This window comes from Methylorubrum populi, from assembly GCA_036946625.1.
GTDB classification, from domain to species: Bacteria; Pseudomonadota; Alphaproteobacteria; order Rhizobiales; family Beijerinckiaceae; genus Methylobacterium; species Methylobacterium populi_C.
Window position 1 is genome coordinate 659600 of sequence record JAQIIU010000002.1, and the last position, 18169, is coordinate 677768.

An 18169-nucleotide genomic window follows, 5' to 3' on the forward strand; every position below is an offset into this window, starting at 1 on the left:
TTCCGCTTGATCGCTTCGGGTTTCGCCCCCCTCCGTCATCGCGAGCGGCCGCGAAGCGATCCAGGGCGCGACCTTTCCGGACCTGTCGCGCCCTGGTTTGCCACGGCTTCGCCTCGCAAGGACAGGGGACAGGCCGAACTCATCAACCGGATGGCGTATGAGCCATGCATTTTCTGGGGCGATGCCGATCCGATCGCCGGTTCCGTCACATCGGGGAAACGAGGAAGGGGGCCGCCTTTCGGCGCCCCCCTTCTCCAGTTTTCGACGGAGGCGCGAACTTAGAAGTCCATGCCGCCCATGCCGCCGCCCGGCATCGCCGGGGCCGGCGCGTCCTTCTTCGGCGCGTCGGCGACCATGGCTTCCGTGGTCACCAGCAGGCCGGCGACGGAGGCCGCGTCCTGAAGGGCGGTGCGCACGACCTTGGCCGGATCGACGATGCCCGACTGGATCATGTCGACGTACTCTTCGGTCTGGGCGTTGAAGCCGTAGGTCTCGGAGCCGGTGTTGTCGGTGATCTTGCCGACGACGATCGAACCCTCGACGCCAGCGTTCTGGGCGATCTGGCGGATCGGGGCCTCAAGCGCCTTGAGCACGATCTTGATGCCGGCCTGGACGTCCGGAACGTCGGACTTCAGCTCGGCGACCGCCTTCTTGGCACGCAGCAGGGCCGTGCCGCCGCCCGGGACGATGCCCTCTTCCACCGCGGCGCGGGTGGCGTTGAGCGCGTCGTCCACGCGATCCTTCTTCTCCTTGACCTCGACCTCGGTCGCGCCGCCGACGCGGATCACCGCGACGCCGCCCGCGAGCTTGGCGAGACGCTCCTGGAGCTTCTCGCGGTCGTAGTCCGAGGTGGTCTCCTCGATCTGCGCCTTGATCTGGCCGACGCGGGCCTCGATGTCGGCCTTCTCGCCGAGACCGTCGATGATCGTGGTGTTCTCCTTCTCGATGCGGATGCGCTTGGCGCGGCCGAGCATCGGCAGGGCGACGTTCTCGAGCTTGATGCCGAGATCCTCGGAGATGGTCTGGCCCTTGGTGAGGATCGCGATGTCCTCGAGCATCGCCTTGCGGCGGTCGCCGAAGCCCGGAGCCTTCACCGCCGCGACCTTCAGGCCGCCGCGCAACTTGTTCACGACGAGCGTGGCGAGCGCCTCGCCCTCGATGTCCTCGGCGATGATGAGCAGCGGCTTGCCGGTCTGCACCACGGCCTCGAGCACCGGCAGCATCGGCTGGAGCGAGGAGAGCTTCTTCTCGTGGATGAGGATGTAGGGGTCTTCGAGCTCGGCGACCATCTTCTCCGCGTTCGTGACGAAGTACGGCGAGAGGTAGCCGCGGTCGAACTGCATGCCCTCGACGACGTCGAGCTCGGTCTCGGCGGTCTTGGCCTCCTCGACGGTGATGACGCCCTCGTTGCCCACCTTCTGCATGGCGTGGGCGATCATCTCGCCGATCTCCTTGTCGCCGTTGGCGGAGATCGTGCCGACCTGGGCGACCTCTTCGGAGGAGGCGACCTTCTTGGCGCGGGCGGTGATGTCCTTCACGGCGGCCTGGGTGGCGAGGTCGATGCCGCGCTTCAGGTCCATCGGGTTGATGCCGGCGGCGACGAACTTGGCGCCCTCGCGGACGATCGCCTGGGCCAGCACCGTCGCGGTGGTGGTGCCGTCACCGGCGATGTCGTTGGTCTTCGAGGCCACCTCGCGCACCATCTGCGCGCCCATGTTCTCGAACTTGTCGGCGAGCTCGATCTCCTTGGCGACCGTCACACCGTCCTTGGTGATGCGGGGCGCGCCGAAGCTCTTCTCGATGACGACGTTGCGCCCCTTGGGGCCCAGCGTGACCTTGACGGCATCCGCGAGGATGTCGACGCCGCGCAGCATCTTGTCGCGAGCGTCGGCGGAGAAACGAACGTCTTTCGCTGCCATGTGAGTCCCTGCCTCAGATGAGAGTGTCGGAAAGCCCTGAAGCCGGCTTGAGCGGCCTCGAAGGGCGGTTGGACGGGCGTCGGCCTCAGACGGCGACGACACCCATGATGTCGGATTCCTTCATGATGAGGAGATCCTGGCCGTCGATCTTGACCTCGGTGCCGGACCACTTGCCGAACAGCACGCGGTCGCCGACCTTCACGTCGAGGGCGTTGACGCGGCCCTGCTCGTCGCGGGCGCCGGGGCCGACGGCGACGATCTCGCCCTCCTGCGGCTTCTCCTTGGCGGTATCGGGGATGATGATGCCGCCCTTCGTCTTCTCTTCGCTCTCGATGCGACGGACGACGACGCGGTCGTGCAGCGGACGGAACTTCATGAGCTGCCCTCTTGCTTCGAATTGGCGGTTGGTCTTCATGCGGCCGGGAACGACCGCGCTCCACCTTGGTTTGTTAGCACTCTAAGCAAGTGAGTGCCAACGACCGCCGCGAGATAGGCGCCGGGCGTTTTCGAGTCAAGGCGCAGCTTCCTCCCGGCTGCGGTGTTTCCGCACGAATTTTTCGTGTGTCCGGGACGAACGGGGAAGACATCTCCCGATGATGAGCCTGCACGGGGCACACGGCGCGGTCGAGCACGGCGGCGCGGGCGGCGGCGCGAGCCTGCCGGATCACGCGGTCTGGATCGACCTGAACGATCCGACCGCGGAGGAGGCGGCGCAGGTCGAACGGAAGACGGGCATCCGGGTGCCCTCGCGCGCCGCGCTGAGCGAGGTGGAATCGTCGAGCCGCCTGCGCCGCAACCGCGACGGCCTCTCCCTCTCGACGCCGATGGTGACCTTCGACCGCTCCGACTTCACCCTGAAGCCGCTGGGCTTCCTGCTGACGGCGGACCACCTCGTCACCGTGCGCTTCCACGACATGCGGGCGATCGCGGCGGTGCGCAAGCGCGTGGAAGAAGCGGACGGCGACGGCAGCACCAGCACGCGGATGTTTCTGCTCGTGGTCGAGGAACTGGTCGACAACCTCGCCGACCTGCTGGAGGAGATGTCGGGCGACCTCGACGGCCTCTCCACCCGCATCTTCGACTTCGATGCCGGCGCCCGGCCCGGTGCCCGCAAGGGCGACACCACCGCCCCGAAACGGCGCGACCTCGCGCTGCGCCGCCTGCTGCGATCGGTCGGGCGCCACGGCAAGTCGCTGTCGAAGGTCCGCGCCAGCCTGCTCGGGCTCGGGCGCATCGCCGCCTTCGCCAGGGGCGCGTGCGGCCAGACCCTCGCGGAGGGCGACCTGCCCCGCTTCGACACGCTGGCGCAGGACATCGCCTCCCTCGACGAGTTCGAGACCCGGCTGTCCGAGACCGTGCAGTTCCTGCTCGACGCGACGCTCGGGCTCATCAACATCGAGCAGAACAACGCCTTCCGGGTTCTCACCGTCGTGTCGGTGGTCGGCGTGCCGCCGACGCTCGTCGCCTCGATGTACGGCATGAACTTCAAGCACATGCCCGAACTCGACTGGGCCTACGGCTACCCCTACGGCCTCGCGCTGATCGCGATCTCCGCGGTCGTGCCGCTGCTCTACTTCCGGACGAAGGGCTGGCTGTGAGACCGTTTCCGATCGATCGCTTCGGGTTTGGCCCCCTCCGTCATCGCGAGCGGCCGCGAAGCGATCCAGGGCGCGACAGGTCCGGAAAGGTCACGCCCTGGTTTGCCACGGCTTCGCCTCGCAAGGACGCAGGAGAGGCCGAACTCATCGACCGGATGGCGTATGAGGCGTGCCGCCCCGCGACCCGTCCGCGCGAAAAGGGCGCCTCACAATTCAGGCTTTGTTGGCGGCTAGCTGCGAGGCTCGTCCTTCGAGGCTCAAGGCCGAGCGCGCAACGCATTCCTGAACCATGGCCGTCATCGCCGCCTTCGTCCTCAATGCCGGGCTGAACTTCGTCCTCGGCATCGCCATCGCCCGGATGCTGGGTCCGGCCGATTTCGGCCGCTTCGCCCTGGCGACGGCGGGGGCGGTGGTGCTCAACACCATCCTGTTCGAGTGGCTGCGGCTCTCGGCGACGCGGTTCTACTCGGCGCGGGTGCGCGAGGCCGAGCCCTGGATCCGCCGGGGGCTCGACCGGGCCTACGGCGTCGTCGCCCTGGCCCTGTTCGCGGCGGCCGCCCTCTGCGCCGGGCTCGGGCTCGCCGTCGAGCCGACGCCGGAGGGGCGGCTGGCGATGACGGCCGGCACCATGGTCGCGGCCATCGGCATCGGCCTGTTCGACTACCACGCGGCGCTCGCCCGCGCCCGCTTCATCGGCGGCGCCTATCTCCGGCTCGTGGTGTGGAAGAACGCCCTCGCCTTCGTGCTGATGGCGGGCACCGCCTATCTCTTCCCGCAGCCGGTCTGGGTGCTGATCGCCGGCGGCCTCAGCCAGTTCCTCGCCGTTCTGCCGATGCGCAAGGCTCTGGGCGACAGGGCTTTGGCGTCGATTCTGCCGCATGGGAGGGCTCGCGAGACCCTGCGCCTGTTCGCGGCCTACGGCCTGCCCCTGATCGCGGCCAACGCCGTCTACCAGATCATGCCCTTCCTCAACCGCGCCGCCATCGCCGGCACGGCGGGCTTCGCCGAGGCCGGCTACTTCGCGCTCGCCGCCGATCTCGGCTCGCGCGCCTTCTCGACGCTGGGGGCCGCCCTCGACCTGCTGCTGTTCCAGATCGCGGTGCAGGCGGAGGAGCATCGCGGCCGGGAGGCCGCGGAGGCGCAGGTCTCGCGCAACATCGCCATCGTGGTGGCGCTGCTCCTGCCCTGCGCCGCCGGCTACTGGGCGGTGACGCCCTCGCTCCAGGCGCTGATCGTGCCGGAGGCGTTCCGCGGGCCGTTCGCAGGCTACACCGACCTGCTGATCCCGGGCCTGTTCTGCCTGTCGATGATGAACTTCGCCCTGAACCCGATCTTCCAGATCCGGCGCCGGACCGGCCCGGTCGTCTCCGCCGCCCTGCTCGGGCTCGCCGTCAACGGGATCGGCCTCGCCCTCCTGCCGCGCTTTCTCGGGCCGCAGGGCGTCGCCGTGGCGCAGACGCTGGGGCTCGTCGCGGCGGTGATCCTGCTCGGGCTCCGCGCGCTGACGGGCGCGGGCCGCCTGCACCTGCCCGCGCGCGACCTCGCGCTGACGGCCGGCGCCTGCCTCGCCATGCTGCTGGCGGTGCTGCCGCTGCGCGGGCTGGCGCCGGCCCTCGCCCTGCCGGCCTGCATCGGCGCCGGGGTGAGCGTCTACGGCGCCCTGGTCTGGTTCCTCGACATCGCCGGCCTGCGCACGGCCGTGCGGGAGCGTTTTCCGAAGCGGCTTCCGGCCGCGGTCCGGTGAGGCGCGCTTGCCAGACTCGCCCGGTCGGGGTTTGAGTCCGGACGTATCCGAGGAACGCCTAAAAGAATCCCAGGGGCGGAAAACGATGACCTCATACGCGCCGGCCGACGAGCAGGAGGCAGCCGCCATCGTCGCGCAGGCCGCCGGCCGGTCGGAGCCGCTGCGGCTCGTCGGCGGGGGAACCAAGGCGACGTTCGGCCGCCCGCCGCAGGACGAGGCGACGCTCTCGGCCGCGGGTCTCACCGGCATCACCCTCTACGAACCGGCCGAGATGGTGGTCGCCGCCCGCGCCGGCACGCCGCTCGCCGCGGTCGAGGCGCTGCTGGCCGAGCGCGGCCAGATGCTGCCCTTCGAGCCGATGGACCACCGCCCGCTCCTCGCCTCCGCCGGCGAGCCGACCTTCGGCGCGGTCGCCGCGGCCAACAATTCGGGCCCGCGCCGGATCAATGCGGGCGCGGCCCGCGACAGCCTGATCGGCGTGCGCTTCGTCAACGGCCGCGGCCAGCCGATCAAGTCCGGCGGGCGGGTGATGAAGAACGTCACCGGCCTCGATCTCGTGAAGCTGATGGCGGGCTCCTGGGGAACCCTCGGCCTGCTGACGGAAGTCACCTTCAAGGTGCTGCCGGTGCAGGAGCGGGTGTCGACCCTGGTCCTGCCGGGCCTGGACGATGCGGCGGCGGTGGAGGCGCTTGCCGCCGCCCTCGGCTCGCCCTTCGAACTCACCGGCGCCGCGCACCTGCCCGCGGGCGTCGGTGGGCCGGAGCCGCGCACGTTGATGCGTGTCGAGGGTTTTTCGAAGTCGGTGGGCTATCGCCTCGGCGAACTGCGCCGCCTGCTGCGCCGCCACGGCGAGCCGCAGATGGTCGAGGGTCAGGAGAGTGCCGTCCTCTGGCGCGCGGTGCGCGACGCGGCTCCGCTGACCGAGCCGCGCGAGACCGCGATCTGGCGCATCTCCACCGCCCCGACCCGCGGACCGGCGGTCACGGCAGCGGTCGCGTCGCAGCGTTCCGCCCGCTGGTTCTACGATTGGGGCGGCGGCCTGATCTGGCTCGCCACCGACGCCGCGGGCGATGCCGGCGCCGCCGCGATCCGCGCCGCGGTGAAGGCGGCGGGCAGCGGCCACGCCACGCTGGTGCGCGCCCCCGAGACCCTGCGCGCGGCTCTGCCCGTGTTCGAGCCGCTGCCCGAGCCGCTGATGCGGATCACCGCCGGCATCAAGGCCGCGCACGACCCGGCCGGGATCCTCAACCCGGGCCGGATGTACGCCGGCGTGTGACCGGGGCCTGGAAACGGATCCGACTGAACACGCCCTCTCCACGTCATGACTCGACGTGTCCGTCATCGCCGATCGCACGGGATGCGGACGGGCCTTCTCCGTGCCGGAGCGCGGCCGGCGACGGAAGGCTGCGGGCGTCGAAAGGTGTAATACGGTTTCCGGTTGATCGGCTCGGTTCCTCACCCGTCATCGCGAGCGAATGCGAAGCGATCCAGGGCGCGACACCTCCGGATAGGGCGCGCCCTGGATTGCCACGGCTTCGCCTCGCAATGACAGACGAGAGGCCGAGGTCATCAACCGGATGTCGTATAACCCTCTCCCACCATGCCCGCCCCGTAACCCTCGACGGCACGCCCCGCCGCGGGGTGGACGACACGTCGAGGGACGATTGTCGGAAGGTCCGCCATGCTGCCGCTCGTGCTCTCGCTTGCGCTCCTCGTCGTGCTCGTCCTGATGGTCGTGCGGCGGCGGCGCCTCACCATCCTGATGAGCCTCGGCAGCGTCATCGGCGCGGTGCTGGCCCTGATCTGGCTTCAGGATCTCGGGCTCCTGCCCGGCACAAAGGGCCCGCTCACCCACACCCGGCCGCAGACCCTGGAGGATGCCCGCCGCTGACGCTCGCGCCGCCCGGCGATGGAACTCTCGCGAGCCCTCGCGCGTCTGCCGCGGGGACAGCGGCGCACGGTCGAGGTCCGTTCCAGGAGTGCTCCGGTGCGCAACCTTCTCCTTCTGCTGATCCTCGTGGCCGGCGGCTTCGTGCTGACCGCGATGTACGTGGCGCCGAAGCAGCCCGAACTGCGCGCTTGGTACGAGACCAACGCCTGCCCGCATCTCGACCGGATCAGCCCGAAGATCTGCGAGCCGATCCGTGCCGCCCGGGGCACGGACGCGATCTGATACGACATCCGGTCGATGACTTCGGCCGCTCCTGCGTCCTTGCGAGGCGAAGCCGTGGCAAACCAGGACGCGACCTTTCCGGACCGGTCGCGCCCTGGATCGCTTCGCGGCCGCTCGCGAGGACGGAGGGGGGCGAAACCCGAAGTGATCGATCGGAAACGGTATGAGGCGCCGCTTGCACCGGGCGTTCGACTGGTTTTTTCGCGATCGCCGCAGCGGCGGCATCGTGATCGGGCAATGGCCAAACCTGCCGCTCTGGATCTTCGGGGCGGCGGCCGGCACGAATTGGCTGCTCGAAACCGTGATGCCCGGCCTTCCGGCCCCGGTCTTCCTGAGCCTGAGGATCGTCGCGCTCGCGAGCCTCGCGGTCTGGGCGATCGATGAGATCGTGCGGGGCGTGAACCCGTGGCGGCGCTGCCTCGGCGCCGCGGTGCTGGTCGGGCTCGTCCTCAGCCTCGCGGGCCGCCCGTGACCGAGCCGTTCGACCTTCTCGTCATCGGCGGCGGCATCAACGGCGCCGGCATCGCCCGCGACGCCGCGGGCCGTGGCCTGCGCGTCCTGCTGTGCGAGAAGGGGGATCTGGCCGAGCACACCTCCTCCGCCTCGACCAAGCTGATCCATGGCGGCCTGCGCTACCTCGAACAGTACGAGTTCCGGCTGGTGCGCGAGGCGCTGGCCGAGCGCGAGCGCCTGATGCGGCTCGCGCCGCACATCGTCTGGCCGCTGCGCTTCGTGCTGCCGCACGATGCCGGCCTGCGTCCGGCCTGGATGCTGCGGCTCGGCCTGTTCCTCTACGATCACCTCGCGCGGTTGAAGGCGCTTCCGGGTTCGGAAGCCCTGCGCCTGACCCGGGAGGGGGTCGGCGCGCCGCTCCAGCCGCGGTTGACCCGGGGCTTCGCCTACTCGGATTGCTGGGTCGAGGACAGCCGCCTCGTCGTGCTCAACGCGCTCGATGCCGCCGAGCGCGGAGCGACGATCCGCACCCGCACCGCCGTCGAGTCCGCCCGGCGCGAGGACGGCGCCTGGACCGCGACCCTGTTCGATGCCGAGGCGCGGCGCCGGGAGAGCGTGCGGGCACGGATCGTCGTCAACGCCGCCGGCCCCTGGGTCGGACAGACGCTGCTGCGCACGCTCTCCGTCGAGGCGCGTCCGAAGGTTCGGCTGGTCAAGGGCAGCCACATCGTGGTCCGGCGGCTCTACGAGGGCGATCAAGCCTACATCCTGCAGCAGCCCGACCGGCGCATCGTCTTCGCCATCCCCTACGAGCGCGACTTCACCCTGATCGGCACCACCGACGTGGCGCACGAGGGCGATCCCGGCCCCGTCGGGATCTCGCCGGAAGAGACCCGCTATCTCTGCACCTGCATCAACCGTTCGTTCCGGCGGCCCATCGGGCCGGACGACGTGGTGTGGAGCTTTTCCGGCCTGCGCCCGCTCTACGACGATGCGGCGGCCGACGCCTCCGCGGTCACCCGCGACTACGTGCTCGACCTCGATGAGGACGGGCCGCCGGTCCTCTCGGTGTTCGGCGGCAAGATCACCACCTACCGGCGGCTCGCCGAGCACGCGCTGGAGAAGCTGCGGCCGCACCGGCCGGGCATGAAACCCGCCTGGACCGGACAGGCGATGCTGCCCGGCGGCGACATGGAGGGCGCCGACTTCGAGGCCTTCGTCGCGGACTTCGGGGCCGGGCGCCCGTTCCTGGCGGACGCGACCGCCCGCCGTCTCGCCCGCGCCTACGGTACCCGCGCCGCGACCCTGCTCGGCGACGCGCGCGCCCCGGCGGATCTCGGCGAGACCTTCGGCGGCGACCTCAGCGCCCGCGAGGTCGACTACCTCGTGCGCCACGAATGGGCCCGCACCTCCGACGACATCCTCTGGCGCCGCTCGAAACTCGGACTGCGCACGGATCGCGAGGGCGTGGCGCGGCTCGGGCGCTACCTTTCCGCCGCGTCGGCCGGCTCGCGCCGTCAGCGCCCGTAGACGTCCTCCAGGCGCACGATGTCGTCCTCGCCCGTGTACGAGCCGACCTGCACCTCGATCAGTTCGAGCGGGATCTTTCCGGGATTGGTCAGCCGGTGCATCGAGCCGATCGGCAGGTAGACCGCCTCGTTCTCGTGCACGAGGACGACCCGATCGTTCAGCGTCACCTCCGCCGTGCCCTTCACCACCACCCAGTGCTCGGCCCGGTGGAAGTGCTTCTGCAGCGACAGCCGCCCGCCCGGCGTCACCATGATCCGCTTCACCTGGAAGCGCTCGCCGATGTCGATGCGCTGATACCAGCCCCAGGGCCGGTACATCCGGCGATGGGCGTCGGCCTCCGGATGCGACCGTTCCCGCAGGACGTTCACGAGATCCTTGACCTTGCCCGAATGCGCCTTGGAGGCGACCAGCACCGCGTCGGGGGTCGAGACCACCACCACGTCGTCGAGCCCGACCACCGTGGTGAGCCCGTCGCCCTCGCTGTGGACGAGGCTGCCCGTGGTCTCGACCAGTTCGACCCGCCCGCGCACCGCATTGCCCCGGGCGTCGCGCTCCAGCACCTGCCACACACCGCGTCCCAGGTGCCGACATCCGACCATGCGAAGGAGACCGCGAGCACGCCCGCGCGCTCCGTGCGCTCCATCACCGCGTAGTCGATCGAGGTCTTGGGCGCGCGGGAAAAGGCCTCGGCCTGGAGCCGCACGAAGTCGAGGTCGGTGGCGGCGTTGACGAGCGCCCCGCGGGCGGCCTCCAGCACCTGCGGCGCGTGCCTCTCCAACTCGGCGATCATCACGTCGGCGCGGAACAGGAAGTAGCCCGAGTTCCACAGAGCACCCTCCCCGATCAGCCGCTCGGCGCCCGCCGCATCGGGCTTCTCCACGAAGCGCTCGACCCGGTGGAGGCCCGGCGCGTCCGGGATGGAGGCGCCGGTGCGGATGTAGCCGTACTCGGTCGCGGGGCGCGTCGGCGCGATGCCGAGCGTCATGATCTGCCCGAGCCGGGCGCCGACGGCCGCCTGCTGCGCGGCTCGCGCGAAGGCGGCGGCGTCCTCGATCACGTGGTCGGCGGCCATCACCAGAACCACCGTCTCCGGCCCGCGCCGCGCGGCGTGAAGCGCGGCCACCGCCACCGCCGCGGCCGAGTCGCGCCGCTCGGGTTCGAGCAGGATGTCGGCGCCGATGCGGGCCTGCGCGAGCTGTTCGGCGACGATGAAGCGGGACTCGGCCGAGGCGATCACGGTCGGCCGCGCGAAGACGCCCTCGTCGGCGACGCGGCGGGCGGTGGCCTGGAAGGTCGAGGTCTCGGGATCGACCAGCGGCGTGAACTGCTTGGGCATGCTCTCGCGCGAGGCCGGCCACAGCCGCGTGCCCGAGCCGCCGCACAGGATCACGGGCAGGATTTTTTCCAGGTCCGCCTCGGCCATCGCAGGATCCATTCGAACACCGATACCAAGCTGCCTGGAAGCCGACCGATGGTCGTATCCCTTGCGTCCGGCGGACGCCCGCCGCCGCGCCTTCGCGCGGGCAACCGGCGATGAGACGGGATCATCGCCGGTTGGTATGACCGATCGGGCGCCCTGCCGGCTATCGAAGCACCGAGATCGGAGGCGCGCGACTACGCCGCCGTTCTAGCCGATTGGCCTCGGCGGCACCACGATCGGCGCAGCACTGTCCAGGGCAATCGCTTGAAAGCGATCACCCTCGTTTTTGCCGGCCTCCGTCGCCGGCGCCCGCCTCCGCGGACATCTCGGCCCCTTGGGCTTTCGCTCCGCTCGATCCTTCTCATACGCCATCCGGTTGATGACTTCGGCCTCTCCTGTGTCATTGCGAGGCGAAGCCGTGGCCATCCAGGGCGCGACCTTTCCGGACAGGTCGCGCCCTGGATTGTACGTTGGGTTTGTCGGTCTTTTCCGGCGACGGAACCGGAGCGACAAAGGGAGGGCCGCCGGCGGGATCGCTTCTGGATCGACTGCGAGGTCGCAAGCAATCTTGATCCGTCGGCGGCGCCTCCACGGTCTTGAGCACGAACGGTAGAGCGGGCGCAGCCCGAGCTTACAATCCCGTGCCAGAGGACCTTGCCTGTCTCGCGAAAGGCCTCGTCATGGTAGCCTCGCCAGCCCACACCGCGCCAGCCTCCCCTTGCTTTCTCGGCGCCGATGTCTCGAAGGATTGGGTCGATCTGGCCGACACGCGCGGACGCACCGCCCGCATCGACAACACGGTCGCGGCCCTGACGGCCGCCTTGTCCAAGCCGCACTGGCGCGCCTGCGCCAACCTCGTGTGCGAAGCTACCGGCGGCTACGAGTGGCCGCTGATCGAAGCCGCCACGGCGCTGGGGCTGCCGATCCGCCGGATCCATCCCGGCCGCGCCCGGGCATTCGCCCGCGCCCAGGCGCGGCTGGCCAAGACCGATCGGATCGACGCCGCCGTCCTGGCCGCCTTGGCGGCCTTTACCGTGGACGAAGTCGCCCCGCCGCTGCCGAGCCCGGCTCAGCGCGCGCTCGCCGAACTGATGACCCGGCTCGGCCAGCTCAAGGATCAGCGACAGGCCGAGCAGTGCCGGGCCGAACGCACCGAGAGCACGATCGTGCGCGCCTCGATCACCGCCAGCCTCGCCCTGCTCGACGGCCAGATCGCCGCGATCGGCGCGGCCTTGGACGAAGCCATCGCCGCCGATGCCGAACTGGCTCGCACCGCCGCCCTGTTGCGCACGTGCAAGGGCGTCGGACCCGTGGCCTGTCGTGCCCTGCTGGCGTGGCTGCCGGAACTCGGCCGCCTGAACCGGCGCACGGTCGCGGCTCTGGTCGGCGTGGCGCCCATCACCTGCCACAGCGGCTCCTCGATCCGCTCGGCCAGCATCACCGGCGGACGCAAAGCCTTGCGCGACGTGATGTTCATGGCCGCCCTGACCGCCAGCCGCCACAACCCCGTCTTCCGCCGCCTCTACGAGCGCCTGCGCCAAGCCGGCAAGCCCCACAAACTCGCCCTCATCGCCGTCGTGCGAAAGCTCGTCACCACCCTCAACGCCATGGTCCGCGCCGGAAAGACCTTCCAGACCGCTTGACCTGAGACACGGTAGATCGCTTCGCGGCCGCTCGCGATGACGGACGGAGTGGGGCGAAACCCGAAGCGATCGATCGGAAACGGTATCAGGACCATGGTTCTGATGCCCGCTCCGCGCGGCGCTCCTCGCGCCGCGAAGCCGCTCAAGCGGCTTCAAGCGACGGTCCTGCGGAACCCCCTGATATTCAGGTAGACGCGGCAACCCGTTATCGTTCTGCCGAGCGGGGATCTGAAGCCCCCACCGGAACATCGGAGCCGCCGCTACTCGGCCGCCTGCCGCTTGCCGTAGCCGAGGCGTCCGTTGAGTTCTTGCAGAAGCTTCACGGCGGCCTCGGCGATGACCGTGCCCGGCGGGAAGATCGCCGAGGCGCCGGCGGCGTGGAGCGCGTCGTAGTCGCCCGGCGGGATCACGCCGCCGACCACGATCATCACGTCGTCGCGGCCCTCCTCCTTCAGCGCCGCCTTCAGTTCCGGCACCAGCGTCAGGTGGCCCGCCGCCAGCGAGGAGACGCCGACGATGTGCACGTCGTTCTCCACCGCCTGCCGCGCCGCCTCGGCCGGCGTGGCGAAGAGCGGTCCGATATCGACGTCGAAGCCGAGATCGGCAAACGCCGAGGCGATCACCTTCTGGCCGCGGTCGTGCCCGTCCTGGCCCATCTTGGCGACAAGGATGCGCGGACGGCGCCCGTCGTTCTCCTCGAAGGCCTCGACGAGGCCGCGGACCTTCTCCACCACCGGCGACATCCCGCCCACCTCCCGCTTGTAGACGCCCGAGATCGAGCGGATCTCGGCGCGGTGACGGCCCCAGGCCTTCTCCAGCGCCTCGGAGATCTCGCCGACCGTGGCCTTGGCCCGGGCCGCGTCGACCGCGAGTTCGAGCAGGTTGCCCTCGCCGTCCGCGGCCCGGGTCAGCGCGGCCAGCGCCGCCTCGACCTCGGCCGGGTTGCGCTCGGCACGCAGGCGCTCGAGCTTGCCGATCTGCTTGGCGCGCACGTCGGCGTTGTCGACCCGAAGCAGGTCGATCTTCATCTCGTCGTCGGGCTTGTACTTGTTGATGCCCACGATGGTCTGGCGCCCGGAATCGATCCGCGCCTGGGCGCGGGCCGCCGCCTCCTCGATGCGCAGCTTCGGAATGCCCGCCTCGATCGCCTTGGCCATGCCGCCGAGCGCCTCGACCTCGCGGATATGCTCCCAGGCGCGCGCGGCGATGTCGCGGGTCAGCCGCTCGACGTAGTAGGAGCCGCCCCACGGATCGATGATCCGGGTCGTGCCGCTCTCCTGCTGCAGGAAGAGCTGCGTGTTGCGCGCGATCCGTGCGGAGAAATCGGTCGGCAGCGCCAGCGCCTCGTCGAGTGCGTTGGTGTGGAGCGATTGCGTGCCGCCCTGCGTCGCCGCCATCGCCTCGATGCAGGTGCGGGTGACGTTGTTGAACACGTCCTGCGCGGTCAGCGACCAGCCCGAGGTCTGCGAGTGGGTGCGCAGCGGCAGGGATTTGTCGCTCTTCGGCTCGAACTCCCTGACGAGCTTGGCCCAGATCAGGCGCGCGGCCCGCATCTTGGCGATCTCCATGAAGAAGTTCATCCCGATCGCCCAGAAGAACGACAGGCGCGGCGCGAACCGGTCGATGGTGAGCCCGGCCGCGAGACCCGCCTTGATGTACTCGACGCCGTCGGCGAGCGTGTAGGCGAGTTCGAGATCCTGCGTCGCCCCGGCCTCCTGCATGTGGTAGCCGGAGATCGAGATCGAGTTGAACTTCGGCATGTGCTTCGAGGTGTAGCCGAAGATGTCCGAGATGATCCGCATCGATCCCCTGGGGGGATAGATGTAGGTGTTGCGGACCATGAACTCCTTGAGGATGTCGTTCTGGATCGTGCCGGCGAGCTTTTCCGGCGGCACGCCCTGCTCCTCCGCGGCGACGATGTAGAGCGCCAGCACGGGCAGCACCGCGCCGTTCATCGTCATCGACACCGTCATCTCGTCGAGCGGGATGCCGGAGAACAGCGTGCGCATGTCGTAGATCGAATCGATCGCGACGCCCGCCATGCCGACATCGCCCGAGACGCGCGGGTGATCCGAATCGTAGCCGCGATGCGTCGCGAGATCGAAGGCGACCGAGAGGCCCTTCTGGCCCGCGGCGAGGTTGCGCCGGTAGAAGGCGTTCGAATCCTCGGCCGTGGAGAAGCCGGCATATTGCCGGATCGTCCAGGGCTGGGTCACGTACATCGCCGGATAGGGCCCGCGCAGATAGGGCGGCAGGCCGGGGAACGAGCCGATCCCCTCCAATCCCTCACGATCCTCGGGGCCGTAGAAGCCCTTCACCGGAATGCCCTCGGGCGTCATCCACGGCTCGGAGGCCGGCGGAGGCGGCGCCCGGAAGCCGTCGGCCGCGAAGGCGACGGAGGTGAAGTCGGGAATCCGGGAACTCATGGCCTGGGAACTCATGGCGCGGGAACTCATGGCGTCGGCTCGGCGTCCGTGAAGCGGCGATGATTTTTTGCGCATTATAGGGAAGCCATCAAACGCGGCCACTGTCCATAAGGCGGGCCTCACCGGCCGCGTTTTCGCCGGCCCGCCGCCACGCGACGGCGCCCTTTCGCGTCCCAGCGGACGCTCGGGGCCGGGCCCGAGGGTGCGGTGAGCCAAGCCCGGCGCTGCGCGATCAGGTGCTCGAGGCGCGCGGCGCGCTTCTCCTTGCCGGCGCAGCCGCCGGGGCAGTCGCAGTCGAGAGGGTGCGGACCGCCCTCGCCGGAAAACAGGCTGACGATCGCCAGGACGATTCCGACGAGGCCGACCACGCCGACGACCAGCATCGGCCAGGCCACCCCGAGACCGACGGCGAGTGCGATGGCCGCCTTGCCGGCCAGCGTCCCGACGAGCTTCGTCTTCACGAGCGCCCCGAAGGTCGCCGCCGCGCCTGCCCCGCCGCGCAGCGCCCGCAGGCTCCGCCGTCGGAAGCGCTTGCGCGCCGCCAGCGCTTCGAGCCGGCGCAACTCGCGTTCCGGCCGTCGCCGGGCGCCTGCCCGGTCCTCCGCCCCCCTCGCCTGCACGCCCCCTCCCCTCCGCGTTCGACGGGGCGAGTGTGGGACGAGGCGAGCGTGACCGTCAAACTACCGCTTTCGGCCGCTCGATTCGCACACGCTGGGGGCGGCATGGTGGCAGGGCGAGGCCCAACCGGCCTGGTCGCGGCGGAGCTTCGGCTCGGCGAGCGCGCGGGCCGTCTTCCGGCCTTCGCCTGCGAATTTCTGCGCTTCGGGGTGAGGCAGGGTTGGGCCTGCCTGTTCGATTTCCGCTTCACACGTCATCGGCCGCTGGCGCCGAGAGCCTGCTCAACGGCGGATATCCATCCCCGCCCTCATCCTGAGGTGCCGCGGAGCGGCCTCGAAGGATCTTCCAGTTCCCGCACGATTCCTGGAATACCCTTCGAGGCCTTCGCTTCGCTCCGGCGCCTCAGGATGAGGGCGAGGATGGGATAAGGGTTTCTTCCGTGCCGCACTTCGAGGTCTGGCGGGCGCACCGCCGGATGCCGCTCCGGCTCGGCATCGTGCCGGTCACGCTGGTGAACCGGCCGGAGACGATGGCTCGGGCGGCGGAGGGGACGGCGGCGGACGCATCCGCCGCGCCTGTCACCCTGTCACCGGCGCCGTGAGGCGCGCCGGGCTCAGTTCACGTAGGTGCGGATCCAGTTCGGGGAGAGGATCTCGCCCTCCTCGGTGATGATCCAGGGCTGCTGCGAGGGGTCGCCGAGGGCACCCTTGGCGGCAAGAAGCGCCTCGCGCAGGGTGTCGTAGCGCTCCGGCTGGGCCAGGGGGGACGACGCCGGCAGGGTGCGCCAGATCGTCAGGTCAGCAGGACGTTCGAGAGCTTCGGTTTCCATCTCTTGTTCTTCCTGTTCGAACCGTGTCCGTCCGTGGAGGACCGCCGCAGCGACTGTCGCCGCCGGGCCGGTATGTTCCAAGTTCTAGGGCGATCGAAGCATCTCTGGGGCGGCTTTGCGATCAATTCGAGTGCTCGAAGGCCAATCGGTCACCGTCTCGTCGCAGTTCCTCACCCGAACCTTGCCTTGATTTCGCCAAGGATTGGTCCAGGCCCACCCACCGATGCCTTTTCATCAGTGTGAAGACACTGCGTACGAAACGGTATGCAATTGGTTACTCGCCGCAGGCCCGGTCCACCGTGCGGTGCCGCACCCGGCTTCGCTGTGAAGAAAAGCGGGGATTTGTTGACCCGCGGCCACACCGGACACAGCTCATACCAGGCTGCGGGGAAGCCGACCGATGGCCGGCTTCCCTGCGTCCGGCGGACGCCCGCCGCCGCGCCTTCGCGCGGGCAACCGGCGATGAGTCAAGGTCATCGCCGGTTGGTATAAGCCCCTCTCGCCGCCTTCCCGCCGTCGCCGCCGCGACGGATCGGACGGTTCGGAGTTTGGTGGAGAGAATCTGAACGGGGCCCGTACCGCGCGTGCGGGAGGGCCGCGCCGTCGGGGGCTTGGGGACTTTTTCCGTGCCGGATCGTTTCGTGCGGGTCGCCCTCGGGGTGACGCTGGGCCTGCTGATCGCCTTCGTGGCGCAGCCCTACATCCTCGCCTTCCTCTACTCGGCGGAGGCGCCCCGTGCCGTCACCGCCCGGGGCGATCTCTCGGCCGCCGAGAACACCACCGTCGATCTGTTCGCCCGCGCCGCGCCCTCCGTCGTCCACGTCTTCGCCCAGGCCGCCGCGCAGGGCCGCGCCCTGATGGAGCCGGACGACGAGTTCGGCCAGGGCGAGCAGCAGCAGGGCTCCGGCACGCAGACCGGCACCGGCTTCGTCTGGGATGCCGCCGGCCACGTCGTCACCAACAACCACGTGGTCGAGGCGGCGACGAAGGGCGGCGGATCGATCTCGGTGCGCCTCGCCTCCGGCGAGGTGGTGGGCGCGCGGGTGGTCGGCACGGCGCCGAGCTACGACCTCGCCGTGCTCCGGCTCGGCCGCGTGGCCGCGCTGCCCCCGCCGCTCGCCGTGGGCGGCTCGGCCAATCTCAAGGTGGGCCAATCGGCCTTCGCCATCGGCAACCCGTTCGGTCTCGACCATACGCTGACGACCGGCGTCATCAGCGCGCTGCAGCGCCGGCTGCCGACCCAGGAGGGCCGGGAACTGTCGGGCGTGATCCAGACCGATGCGGCGATCAATCCCGGCAATTCCGGCGGTCCGCTGCTCGACTCGGCGGGCCGCCTGATCGGCGTCAACACCGCGATCTTCTCGCCCTCGGGCGCCAGTGCCGGCATCGGTTTCGCGGTGCCGGTCGACGTGGTGAACCGGGTCGTCCCCGACCTCATCAGGAACGGGCGGGTGCGCAATCCCGGCATCGGCATCATCGCCGGCCAGGAGGCGACCGCTGCGCGCCTCGGCATCGACGGCGTCGTGGTGGTGCGGGTGCTGCCGGGTTCGCCCGCGGCGCAGGCGGGCCTGCAGGGCGTCGATCCCCGCACCGGCGCGATCGGCGACGTCATCGTCGGCGCGGGCGGGCGCCCGGTCCACCGCCTGTCGGACCTGACCGCCGTGGTCGAGGCGGCCGGCCTCGACCGGCCCGTCACCCTGCTGGTGGAGCGCGACGGCCGGGTGCGGACCGTGCGGCTGAACACGGCGGACGTGGCGCCGACCCGCTTGTGAGGCCGCCCGGCCGCGCCATGCTCCGCATGAGCGCTTTACCTGGG

The 18169-nt window shown here is 70.2% G+C and carries 15 protein-coding genes and 2 pseudogenes; 11 read left to right on the forward strand and 6 right to left on the reverse strand.

All coding sequences use genetic code 11. The features are described 5' to 3' along the window. Positions 1-278: 278 nt before the first annotated feature. On the reverse strand, positions 279-1919 hold the full coding sequence (gene groL, locus PGN25_04870) for a chaperonin GroEL (GenBank protein ID MEH3116947.1): 1641 nt from the start codon (positions 1917-1919) through the stop codon (positions 279-281). A gap of 85 nt (positions 1920-2004) precedes the next feature. Then, positions 2005-2295, reverse strand: coding sequence for a co-chaperone GroES (groES, locus tag PGN25_04875; GenBank protein MEH3116948.1), 291 nt, complete (start codon positions 2293-2295; stop codon positions 2005-2007). Positions 2296-2512: 217 nt separating this feature from the next. Here groES and PGN25_04880 point away from each other — a divergent pair, with 217 nt between their 5' ends. The 7 genes from PGN25_04880 (at position 2513) to glpD (ending at position 9417) form a co-directional block, all read left to right on the forward strand. Continuing rightward, positions 2513-3517 (forward strand): magnesium transporter CorA family protein, encoded by a 1005-nt coding sequence (locus PGN25_04880; protein MEH3116949.1) that lies wholly within the window; start codon positions 2513-2515, stop codon positions 3515-3517. A 289-nt stretch (positions 3518-3806) separates the two neighbouring features. Continuing rightward, positions 3807-5261 carry a polysaccharide biosynthesis C-terminal domain-containing protein gene (locus PGN25_04885; GenBank protein MEH3116950.1) on the forward strand — a complete coding sequence of 485 codons (1455 nt, stop codon included), beginning with the start codon at positions 3807-3809 and terminating at the stop codon, positions 5259-5261. A gap of 85 nt (positions 5262-5346) precedes the next feature. Further along, a complete protein-coding gene (locus tag PGN25_04890; GenBank protein MEH3116951.1) occupies positions 5347-6537 on the forward strand; it encodes an FAD-binding protein in 1191 nt (396 codons plus the stop codon). 405 nt (positions 6538-6942) lie between these two features. Continuing rightward, positions 6943-7152: a hypothetical protein gene (locus PGN25_04895; GenBank protein ID MEH3116952.1), complete on the forward strand. Its 210-nt coding sequence runs from the start codon at positions 6943-6945 to the stop codon at positions 7150-7152. 96 nt (positions 7153-7248) lie between these two features. Beyond that, entirely contained in the window at positions 7249-7434 is a 186-nt protein-coding gene (locus PGN25_04900) for a hypothetical protein (protein MEH3116953.1), read from the forward strand. 175 nt (positions 7435-7609) lie between these two features. Continuing rightward, positions 7610-7906 carry a hypothetical protein gene (locus tag PGN25_04905; GenBank protein MEH3116954.1) on the forward strand — a complete coding sequence of 99 codons (297 nt, stop codon included), beginning with the start codon at positions 7610-7612 and terminating at the stop codon, positions 7904-7906. Further along, positions 7903-9417 carry a glycerol-3-phosphate dehydrogenase gene (gene glpD / locus PGN25_04910; GenBank protein MEH3116955.1) on the forward strand — a complete coding sequence of 505 codons (1515 nt, stop codon included), beginning with the start codon at positions 7903-7905 and terminating at the stop codon, positions 9415-9417. The genes PGN25_04905 and glpD overlap by 4 nt, the downstream gene beginning before the upstream one ends. Here the strand turns inward: glpD and PGN25_04915 are convergent. Beyond that, a pseudogene (locus tag PGN25_04915) lies at positions 9405-10840 on the reverse strand (mannose-1-phosphate guanylyltransferase/mannose-6-phosphate isomerase). The gene glpD and the pseudogene PGN25_04915 overlap by 13 nt on opposite strands. Positions 10841-11517: 677 nt before the next feature. Here PGN25_04915 and PGN25_04920 point away from each other — a divergent pair. After that, positions 11518-12480: an IS110 family transposase gene (locus tag PGN25_04920; protein ID MEH3116956.1), complete on the forward strand. Its 963-nt coding sequence runs from the start codon at positions 11518-11520 to the stop codon at positions 12478-12480. Between the two features lie 260 nt (positions 12481-12740). On the opposite strand, the gene scpA is transcribed toward PGN25_04920, so the two are convergent. Further along, positions 12741-14906, reverse strand: coding sequence for a methylmalonyl-CoA mutase (scpA, locus tag PGN25_04925; GenBank protein MEH3116957.1), 2166 nt, complete (start codon positions 14904-14906; stop codon positions 12741-12743). Positions 14907-15025: 119 nt separating this feature from the next. Then, entirely contained in the window at positions 15026-15469 is a 444-nt protein-coding gene (locus tag PGN25_04930; GenBank protein MEH3116958.1) for a hypothetical protein, read from the reverse strand. Positions 15470-15628: 159 nt separating this feature from the next. On the opposite strand from PGN25_04930, the pseudogene PGN25_04935 reads away from it, so the two are divergent. Both PGN25_04935 and PGN25_04940 read left to right on the forward strand, forming a co-directional pair. Further along, a pseudogene (locus PGN25_04935) lies at positions 15629-15760 on the forward strand (DUF817 domain-containing protein). Positions 15761-15963: 203 nt separating this feature from the next. After that, positions 15964-16125 carry a hypothetical protein gene (locus PGN25_04940; protein MEH3116959.1) on the forward strand — a complete coding sequence of 54 codons (162 nt, stop codon included), beginning with the start codon at positions 15964-15966 and terminating at the stop codon, positions 16123-16125. Between the two features lie 12 nt (positions 16126-16137). Here PGN25_04940 and PGN25_04945 read toward each other — a convergent pair whose 3' ends face one another. Continuing rightward, the gene (locus PGN25_04945; protein MEH3116960.1) at positions 16138-16353 is read right to left on the reverse strand and encodes a hypothetical protein; all 216 of its coding nucleotides are present in this window, start codon (positions 16351-16353) and stop codon (positions 16138-16140) included. Between the two features lie 626 nt (positions 16354-16979). Here PGN25_04945 and PGN25_04950 point away from each other — a divergent pair. Further along, positions 16980-18125, forward strand: coding sequence for a trypsin-like peptidase domain-containing protein (locus PGN25_04950; protein ID MEH3116961.1), 1146 nt, complete (start codon positions 16980-16982; stop codon positions 18123-18125). Positions 18126-18169 lie beyond the last annotated feature (44 nt).